General features: G+C 60.6%; 1 protein-coding gene. It reads right to left on the minus strand.

The window, feature by feature from the left end; genetic code table 11:
- On the minus strand, positions 1-1,458 hold a 1,458-nt coding region (locus U4Y90_RS35905), incomplete at its 3' end, for an ISNCY family transposase (RefSeq protein ID WP_415749451.1).
- Between the last annotated feature and the right edge of the window lie 97 nt (positions 1,459-1,555).

Genomic DNA, 1,555 nt, shown 5'->3' on the forward strand with positions numbered 1-1,555 from the left:
GATGTCGGGTTTGGAACGGATGTTTCTGTTCAGGTTGTGGGGTTGGGGCGGCGCAGCCGCCCCCCGTTCCCTCATTGCTTTTGCGCTGACTTCGAGAATCGCTTCGTTCATGTCTGCGATGCTCAGTGCACGTTGCTTCTTCAGTCCTTCAAGCGCCTTCTTGGCTCGAACCTGTTCACCGCGATGCGTGCGTGACGGTGCATCACACGCACGACGATCGTCTCGTTTGGCTTGCAGCAATCGTGCGGCTTCGAGTGCATGCGCCAAGCGCTTGTTCTCGACTTCCGCGCCCTGATCAATCCGTGCAATACGGTCGTAAGTGCCGCAGGAAAGCACCTCGCCGCCCGCCTGCACCTCGACGCAGCTACTCGGGTATTCGACCACCTCGACTTGCTGGTGAATCAATAGGCGATTGGCAGGCGTGTCTTCCAGCAGATACATCACCCGGTCGTATTGCACCGTCAGCGCGTGCGTGACCTTGCGCCAGACGCGATGTGCCAGCAGTTGCGTCAAATCGTCCTCAGCACGCAGGAGCCGATGAGCGTCGTGGTCGCTACGTGGCGGCTTGCCGAAACGTTGATTGAAATCAGCGATGAAGGAGGGCGCATAGGCATTGGCCGCCTCCCAGGTGCTGATCCCGCGCAAACGCAACTCCTTGACCAACCGGTCTTGCAGCGTCAGGTTGGCCCGCTCGACACGCCCCTTGGCCTGGCTCGTATTTGCGCAGAACGCATCAATGTTCAGTTCGTACAAGGCTCGCCCGAACTGCGTCACCCCTTTGCCAGCGGTTTGCGAGCGGTTCTTGACGTAGAAGACGCTCGCCTTGTCGCTGTAGAACGCCATCGGCTTGCCATGCGCGCGCAGGTACTTCGATAGCGCCTCGAAATAGCTGAAGGTCGACTCGGTGGCGGTGAAATGCAGCGTCATCAGCCGGCCCGTCGCATCGTCGATAAATACCAACAGCGTGCACGCCGGCGCGCGATCCTCGAACCAGCGGTGATCGCTACCATCGATCTGGATTAACTCGCCCAGACACGAGCGGCGGTTGCGCGGCTGGTGAATCCGCGGTGGGCGCTGTTTGCGAGGCACCCAAAGGCCGGCAGCCGTCATCAGGGAGCGAATCGTCTCAACGGCCAGTTCGATACTGTGGCATTCCCGTAACTTCTCGCACGCCAGCGTCGGACCAAAATCGGCATAGCGCTCACGGATCAGCGCGAGCGCACGCTGCGCCACGCCGCCCGGCAACCGGTGATTACTCGCGCGTCCGCGCTTGCCGGACACCAGACCGCGCGGACCGTCCGCACGATAACGCAAGACGAGCCGTTCGATCTGCCGCACGCTCAGACGTAGCCGCTCGGCGGCACGGCCTGGCTTGAGTTGGCGTTCGGCGACTGCCTGAATCACTCTGAGTCGGTCCAGTTCGTGCATCGACATGGTGATGGTCCCGGTCGTGTTCATCGCCAGCGCTCCTCAAACGCTTGTCTGGCAACGAACCTACGTCAAAACACGACATCTCTACTTGGCGCAAACACGACTTTTGAACTTGGGACTTACA

Source organism: Caballeronia sp. J97 (assembly GCF_905220305.1).
Classification (GTDB): Bacteria; Pseudomonadota; Gammaproteobacteria; order Burkholderiales; family Burkholderiaceae; genus Caballeronia.